The 6,565-nt window shown below is 45.8% G+C and carries 5 protein-coding genes; 4 read left to right on the top strand and 1 reads right to left on the bottom strand.

What is annotated here, in order from left to right; all coding sequences use genetic code 11:
• The first annotated feature begins 352 nt into the window (after nucleotides 1-352).
• Together WBM98_RS18785 and WBM98_RS18780 are read left to right on the top strand one after the other, a co-directional pair.
• On the top strand, nucleotides 353-3,298 hold the full coding sequence (locus WBM98_RS18785; protein WP_424367550.1) for an amidohydrolase family protein: 2,946 nt from the start codon (nucleotides 353-355) through the stop codon (nucleotides 3,296-3,298).
• Nucleotides 3,299-3,391: 93 nt separating this feature from the next.
• Nucleotides 3,392-4,687, top strand: coding sequence for an amidohydrolase family protein (locus WBM98_RS18780; RefSeq protein ID WP_424367551.1), 1,296 nt, complete (start codon nucleotides 3,392-3,394; stop codon nucleotides 4,685-4,687).
• A 25-nt stretch (nucleotides 4,688-4,712) separates the two neighbouring features.
• On the opposite strand, the gene WBM98_RS18775 is transcribed toward WBM98_RS18780, so the two are convergent.
• On the bottom strand, nucleotides 4,713-5,096 hold the full coding sequence (locus WBM98_RS18775) for a hypothetical protein (RefSeq protein WP_424367549.1): 384 nt from the start codon (nucleotides 5,094-5,096) through the stop codon (nucleotides 4,713-4,715).
• A gap of 113 nt (nucleotides 5,097-5,209) precedes the next feature.
• Here WBM98_RS18775 and xerA point away from each other — a divergent pair, with 113 nt between their 5' ends.
• Nucleotides 5,210-6,283 (top strand): site-specific tyrosine recombinase/integron integrase, encoded by a 1,074-nt coding sequence (gene xerA, locus WBM98_RS18770; protein WP_424367548.1) that lies wholly within the window; start codon nucleotides 5,210-5,212, stop codon nucleotides 6,281-6,283.
• A 59-nt stretch (nucleotides 6,284-6,342) separates the two neighbouring features.
• Nucleotides 6,343-6,565: hypothetical protein (locus WBM98_RS18765; protein ID WP_424367547.1), on the top strand; the 223-nt coding region annotated here is incomplete at its 3' end.

The raw sequence follows: 6,565 nt of genomic DNA, 5'->3' as shown, positions 1-6,565 counted from the left end.
ATCCAAAGTTATAATGCCGTGGTTTCCCTGCTCATCTCCTTTCATCAGGAGCATCCGCTTTAGGTTTGGTGTCATACCTGGAACGTCGGGGGTTTAACGTCGGAGGGCGGCGCATTAAACTGCGCATAAAAACCAGTTTTTACTTAATACTTATTTTACTTAAAAACTATCACTTACAACTGACTACATACTTCTTCCTTCGTACCTCGTACTTCAAACCTCGTACATCGCACAGTAATCCGGTTACCCGAACGCCTTTTCCATTTCCAAAAACGTTAAAAAAAAGTAAATACGCATCAATATCCTATTGCTTCTTTTATCTTTAGTTTACTAACATAACGAAACCAAGCGTATGAGACTGAAACTACTGGTACTCGCCTTTTTATGGTGTGGTGCCTCTGTCATGGCCCAGGATTATTTTCCGGAGAGTAAAGGGGTGAAATCAGAAAACAACAACTACACGGCCTTTACGAATGCCAAGATCTTCGTTACCCCTACCCAAGTAATCGAGAAAGGCACCCTGTTGATCCAAAATGGGAAGGTGGCAAACGTAGGAGCGTCGGTAATAGTGCCGAACAATACGGTAATCATTGATCTAAAGGGGAAATTCATTTATCCTTCCTTTATCGACATTTATTCCGATTTTGGGGTCAGCAAACCGAAACGAGCCGAAGGATCGGGGCGTTCCCCCCAATACGAACCCACTAGGGAAGGGTTTTACTGGAACGATCATATCATGCCCGAGCATACTGCCGTGGCCAAGTTCACTTACGATTCGAAAAAGGCGAAGGAATTGCGCGATGCCGGTTTCGGGGTGGTCAATTCCCATATTCCTGATGGCATCGTTCGGGGTACCGGGGTGCTTATCGCCCTAAACGGACAGGAGAATGACGCCCATAGGATTTTGGATGATCGATCGGGACAGTATTTTTCCTTTACGAAGAGTGTGGCTTCACGACAGAACTATCCCTCGTCCTTGATGGGGGCCATGGCCCTATTGCGCCAAATGTACACCGATGCCGATTGGTATGCCAAAGGGAATGTGGCCACCAAGGACCGCTCGCTTGAGGCCTTGAACGCCAATGCCAGCTTGGTTCAGATTTTCGAGGCGGGTGATAAGGGTAATATCGTGAGGGCGGATGGTATTGGTGATGCCGTGGGAATACAGTACGTGATGGTAGGCGGTGGGGATGCCTATGAAGCCATTGCGGACATCAAAGCGACCCAGGCGCCGCTGATCGTTCCTTTGGATTTTCCCATGGCCTATGATGTTAGCGACCCCTACCAAGCCCACTATGTATCCTTGCAGGATATGCGTCATTGGAACCAAGCCCCGGCCAATCCCAAGATCTTGGCAGAGAACGGGGTAACGTTCTCCTTTACCTTGCACGGATTAAAATCCCCCTCAAATCTAAAGGACAACCTACAAAAGGCCCTTACCTATGGCCTCCCGGAGACCAAAGCCCTTGAGGCACTTACCACGGTACCGGCGAAGCTTTTGGGCAAGTCGGATAAGATCGGTTCTTTACAGCAGGGCCGGTATGCCAACTTTTTAATTACTTCAGGGCCGATATTCGACAAGGGTACGACATGCTATGAGAACTGGGTACAGGGCACTAAAAATAGCATCAACGATATGTCCCTTACCGAGATTCGCGGAGATTATGATTTAACGACCGGGGGTGAAACTTTTGCCCTTTCCATTTCAGGGGAACCAGGGAAACCAAAAGTAAAGGTGAACCAAGACAGTACCGCCTATACCTCGAAGATCACCTATACCGATAATTGGGTGACCCTATCCTTCGGGAAAGAAGATGAATGGTACCGGGTAACCGGTTTGGTCAAGGAGAACAACAAGCTGATCAGCGGTAAGGCCATCTTGCCCAATGGAAGGGATTCCTCGTTCACCGCAATGTTGACCAAGGCATTTGACACCAAGGAAAAAGAAACTTCCACCGTGGAAAAACCAGTGCTTGTCCCGGTCACCTATCCGAACTTGGGTTATGGGTATGCCGAGCTTCCCCGTTCGGAAAACCTATTGTTCAAAAATGCCACGGTCTGGACGAGTGAGGACGTTGGCATTCTTGAAAATACCGATGTGTTGGTAAAGGACGGAAAGATTGCGAAAATCGGAAAGGACCTGAGTGCCGGGCGGGCCAATGTCATCGATGCCACTGGTAAACATTTAACCGCCGGTATTATCGACGAGCATAGCCATTTGGCGGCCTTGGCGATTAACGAATCGGGACAGAATTCGTCTGCCGAGGTAAAGATGGAAGATGTGGTCGACCCTGAGGATATCGATATCTATCGCAACTTGGCCGGTGGGGTCACTTCGTTGCAATTGCTTCACGGTTCGGCAAACCCCATTGGGGGTCGTTCGGCCCTTTTAAAATTGAAATGGGGCGAAAGTGCCCGTAATATGATCTATGACCATTCGCCCAAGTTTATCAAATTCGCCTTGGGGGAAAATGTAAAGCAAAGCAATTGGCAGAGTTTCGAACGTTTTCCACAGACACGTATGGGTGTTGAACAGGTCTTTATGAACTACTTTCAACGAGCCAAGGAATATGAGGTCAAAAAGAAAAGCGGACAGCCCTACCGCCACGATGAGGAAATGGAGACCTTGGTCGAAATATTACATGGGGAGCGGTTCATCAGTTGCCATTCTTACGTACAGACCGAGATCAACATGCTGATGAAAGTGGCCGACGCCTTCGGTTTTAAAGTGAACACATTTACCCATATTCTCGAAGGGTACAAAGTGGCCGACAAAATGGCGGAACATGGTGTGGGCGGTTCTACCTTTAGTGATTGGTGGGCCTATAAGTACGAAGTAAAGGATGCCATACCCTACAATGCGGCCATAATGCACAGTCAGGGCATTACCGTGGCCATAAACAGTGACGACGCCGAAATGTCGCGACGCTTGAACCAAGAGGCGGCCAAAACCATGAAGTATGGCGGGGTTCCCGAACTGGAGGCCTGGAAGATGGTCACCATCAACCCGGCGATCTTGTTGCATATCGATGAACGGGTGGGCAGCATCAAGGAAGGTAAGGATGCCGATCTGGTACTTTGGAGCGATCATCCCTTATCAGTCTATGCAAAAGCAGAGAAGACCCTCATCGAAGGGGCCACCTATTTTGATCTTGAAAAGGACAAACAACAGCGGGAGGCCATTGCCCAAGAGCGCAACACCTTGATTCGGATGATGCTCAAGGAAAAAGAGGACGGCGGCAAAACCCAGGCCCCGGAGAACAACAAAAAGGAAAAGTTTCACTGCGATTCGCTCTAAGCACCCCCTATGAAAAAAATACTGGAAAATAAGTCCTGTGCTACCCTTAATCCCGTCAAGAGGATCTTTTGGGGCACCAAAAAACAAAAAACAATGAAAATAGCGTTATACCTTTTGATCGTAATCGTGGCCCCCTTTTTCACGGGTTCGGCCCAACAAACCCCTGCGCCTGCGCAGCAAGAAGCCATAAGCATTGACGGTGTCATCGCACATTTGGGCAACGGCGAGGTCATCGAAAATGCCCTGATCATGTTCGAAGGGGGCAAACTTACCTTTGTAGGGAGTGCCATGACCAAGATCGCCCGTAGGGGAACCGTGATCAAGGGCAAGGGCAGACATGTCTACCCTGGATTCATAGCCCCCAACAAATCCTTGGGGCTGGTTGAGATCAATGCCGTTCGTGCCAGCAACGATCAGGACGAGATCGGGGAAATGATTCCCCATGTGCGCAGTTTGATCGCCTACAATGCCGAATCACAGGTGGTGGAGAGCCTAAGGCCCAATGGGGTGCTTTTGGGTCAGATCACGCCCCAAGGAGGCCGTATTTCGGGTACCTCATCGATCGTGCAGTTCGATGCCTGGAACTGGGAAGATGCCGCCATCAAAGTCGATGATGGCATACATATGACCTGGCCCAAAAGTTTTCGCAAGGGTCGGTTTTGGGAGGGAGAGTCCCGGGGGTTTCGGCCCAATACCGAGTATGCCGAACAGGTCGATGAACTACGCGATTTTTTTAAGCAGGCGGCGGCGTATGGAAACACCCAAAATGCGGTAGTGCATCAAGCCTTTGCCGCCATGCAGGGTCTTTATGATGGCACCAAAAAACTCTATATCAACGCCGATGGCGAAAAAGAGATCATCGATGCCGTGTCCCTGGCCAAGGAAATTGGGGTGGCCCAGGTGGTACTGGTCGGCGGCTACCATGCCTATAAGGTTACCGATTTTTTAAAGAAGCATGACATTCCGGTTTTGGTACAGTTTACCCACAACCTGCCCGCCTTTGATGATGATGATTATGACCTGCCCTATAAACTGCCCAAGCTATTGACCGATGCCGGACTCTTGGTCGCCTTGCAAAATGGGGAAGCCTCGAATTTTCAGACCCGAAACCTGCCGTTTTATGCCGGGCAGGTCGTTGCCCAGGGAATGGACAGGGAGAAAGCCCTTCAAATGATTACCGGCAACAGTGCCCGTATCTTGGGGATCGATGGGGCCTATGGCACCTTGGAAGTCGGAAAAAGCGCTACCCTTTTTATCGCTGATGGCGATGCCCTTGACATGAGGGGCAACCAACTGACCCATGCCTTTATCGATGGGCGCACTATTTCGTTGGAGACCCACCAGACCGAATTATGGAAACGCTACATGGCCAAATATGAGGCGGACTAGTTGGGGTTAGGAACCTGAATGTTCGTTATACGCTGCCCATATAATCTTGCCATTGCACGATCAGGATTTTACTTTTAGTATCCTTTTCCAATTGTAGGAAGCCATAGTCATAGCAAAAAAGATATAGGTCCCCTTTTTTCGTTTTCCAATAATGGGTAAAGAATTTGGGATTGAAACCCGCTGACCGCAATAGGGCCGTGCGAACGGTGGTATACCCCGACTTGTTGTATCGCTTCAACAGTTTTCTGTTTATCTTCAACTGCCTATCGACTTTCAGGTAAAACGCTTCCGTTTTTTGGCGATTTTCATATTGATCTATGGATTTGCATTTGATGGAACAGAATTTTTTATCGGACCTACCCTTGATCATCGCACCACATACGGGGCATTTTTTTCCTTTATTATCCATAAACGCATATTATACGCTTAATATACTATTTATTACATGAAACATGTTTAAACTTGTATATGAATACTTTAAAATCTATAACACTTTACCATCTGATGATCAATAATCAAAAGATGATAGGTATAAAATTTTCTCCAGATAAGCTAATACAGGGGTTGATCAAAAGTCTCCCCGATCCTAAATGGAGTAAGCAACATAATATGGCCTATATCCCCAATATAAAGGGTAACCTCGGAATTATTTTTAATACTTTCAAGGGAACCGTTTGGATAAACTACAATCGATTTTTGACAAACAGGCCGATCAACACCAGTAATGAAACTGTTGATGTCGAGTGGTTCAGGAAAAGGAAGCCTATACCCGAATACAGGTTATGCCCAGAAGAGTATTTATTAAAACTAGAGCTAAAACGGTATGCAAACAGTACTGTTCGGACCTATGTTTCCTTTTTTGAAATGTTCATCAACCATTATAAGGACAAAGAACTGCATGCAATTAACGAAAGTGATATAAGGGTTTTTCTTCAAAAGCTCATCCACAGGAATGTTTCCAACTCCTATCTTAATCAATCCATAAACGCCATTAAGTTCTACTATGAAGTTGTTTTGGGTATGCCCAATCGATTTTATGAGATAGAACGGCCAAGAAAAGAATCTAAATTGCCCACCGTAATATCCAAAGAAGAAGTTCTTTCGATCCTTGAACATACCCACAATTTAAAACATAGGTGCATTATAAAGTTATTGTACGGTTCGGGTCTTCGTCGTAGTGAGCTAATAAACCTAAAACTGGTTGATGTAGACAGTAAACGGATGTTGATCCGAGTGGAAGATTCGAAAGGGAATAAGGATAGATATACCATAATATCGAAGACCACATTGGGAGATCTGAGAATTTATTATAAAGAATGGAATCCTCGAGAATATTTGTTCGAAGGGCAAAAAGGTGGAAAGTATAGCGCTGTCAGTGTTCTCAAAATAGTAAAGGAAGCCGCAGCTAGAGCTAGAACAAAACAAACCGTGACCCCTCATGTATTACGCCATAGTTTCGCCACCCATCTATTGGAATCGGGGGTGGACCTACGGCAGATACAGGTACTATTGGGGCACGGTTCAAGCAAAACGACGGAAATATATACCCACGTGGCAACAAATACTTTTAAAAACATAAAAAATCCACTAGATTAGTGGTATTGACAAAATAGAAATATAGTTACAAGTAACTATATACAATTGTTGGCTACAATTTGAGAAACAGACTGCACAGAACAAAAGAAATAGTAATTTATGCTATCCTGACAATAATTTGTTTCGGAACAATGGTGTATTTATTAATTGGAACTGATTCAAAATTTCTGTTTATAATTCCATTTATTGTTTACGTGATTTTAATAACTATAATTGCTCGGAATAAAAAAATACTGGAATATGTTAAGGATGACTTTAATGAACTTGGTTATGAATTGATTT

The organism is Maribacter sp., from assembly GCF_049667165.1.
Taxonomy (GTDB): Bacteria; Bacteroidota; Bacteroidia; order Flavobacteriales; family Flavobacteriaceae; genus Maribacter_A.
Note: the sequence above shows the minus strand (reverse complement) of the source record. Positions and strands in the feature narration are given on the sequence as shown.